The organism is Lacticaseibacillus suihuaensis, from assembly GCF_054785075.1.
Genome location: NZ_BAAGBJ010000029.1, coordinates 3,573 through 5,324, shown reverse-complemented (window position 1 = coordinate 5,324; position 1,752 = coordinate 3,573). Strand labels below are relative to the sequence as shown.

1 rRNA gene is annotated in these 1,752 nt (G+C 51.4%); it reads left to right on the top strand.

The features are described from left to right. The first annotated feature begins 119 nt into the window (after positions 1-119). A 16S ribosomal RNA gene (locus ACYVRZ_RS12985) occupies positions 120-1,687 on the top strand. The last annotated feature ends 65 nt before the right edge of the window (positions 1,688-1,752 follow it).

Here is a 1,752-nt window from a genome sequence, read left to right as displayed (position 1 = left end):
CCTTTGAAAACTGAACAAAGTTTCGTAAATGTGATAGGGCTTTTCTTAATTGAAAAGAATTAAACATTGCGAAGTCAATTCGCTAGTAACAACAAATCGAGCTATTCAAACAGCTCATATTACATGAGAGTTTGATCCTGGCTCAGGATGAACGCTGGCGGCGTGCCTAATACATGCAAGTCGAACGAGGTTTAATTGATTGAGTTCTTCGGAACGATTTCTTTTGAACCGAGTGGCGGACGGGTGAGTAACACGTGGGTAACCTGCCCTTAAGTGGGGGATAACATTTGGAAACAGATGCTAATACCGCATAAACCCTTGGACCGCATGGTCCAAGGTTGAAAGGCGGTCTTCGGACTGTCGCTTTTGGATGGACCCGCGGCGTATTAGCTAGTTGGTGAGGTAAAGGCCCACCAAGGCAGTGATACGTAGCCGACCTGAGAGGGTGATCGGCCACATTGGGACTGAGACACGGCCCAAACTCCTACGGGAGGCAGCAGTAGGGAATCTTCCACAATGGACGAAAGTCTGATGGAGCAACGCCGCGTGAGTGAAGAAGGTTTTCGGATCGTAAAACTCTGTTGTTGGAGAAGAACGTACGTGAGAGTAACTGTTCACGTAGTGACGGTATCCAACCAGAAAGCCACGGCTAACTACGTGCCAGCAGCCGCGGTAATACGTAGGTGGCAAGCGTTATCCGGATTTATTGGGCGTAAAGCGAGCGCAGGCGGTTTCTTAAGTCTGATGTGAAAGCCCTCGGCTTAACCGAGGAAGTGCATCGGAAACTGGGAAACTTGAGTGCAGAAGAGGACAGTGGAACTCCATGTGTAGCGGTGAAATGCGTAGATATATGGAAGAACACCAGTGGCGAAGGCGGCTGTCTGGTCTGCAACTGACGCTGAGGCTCGAAAGCATGGGTAGCGAACAGGATTAGATACCCTGGTAGTCCATGCCGTAAACGATGAATGCTAGGTGTTGGAGGGTTTCCGCCCTTCAGTGCCGCAGCTAACGCATTAAGCATTCCGCCTGGGGAGTACGACCGCAAGGTTGAAACTCAAAGGAATTGACGGGGGCCCGCACAAGCGGTGGAGCATGTGGTTTAATTCGAAGCAACGCGAAGAACCTTACCAGGTCTTGACATCTTTTGATCACCTGAGAGATCAGGTTTCCCCTTCGGGGGCAAAATGACAGGTGGTGCATGGTTGTCGTCAGCTCGTGTCGTGAGATGTTGGGTTAAGTCCCGCAACGAGCGCAACCCTTATGACTAGTTGCCAGCATTCAGTTGGGCACTCTAGTAAGACTGCCGGTGACAAACCGGAGGAAGGTGGGGACGACGTCAAATCATCATGCCCCTTATGACCTGGGCTACACACGTGCTACAATGGCCGGTACAACGAGTTGCTAACCCGCGAGGGTACGCTAATCTCTTAAAGCCGGTCTCAGTTCGGACTGTAGGCTGCAACTCGCCTACACGAAGTCGGAATCGCTAGTAATCGCGGATCAGCATGCCGCGGTGAATACGTTCCCGGGCCTTGTACACACCGCCCGTCACACCATGAGAGTTTGTAACACCCGAAGCCGGTGGGGTAACCCGTAAGGGAGCTAGCCGTCTAAGGTGGGACAGATGATTAGGGTGAAGTCGTAACAAGGTAGCCGTAGGAGAACCTGCGGCTGGATCACCTCCTTTCTAAGGATAGGGCCTAACGGCCCACGGAAACCTATCACATGAAACTTTGTTTAGTTTTGAGGGGA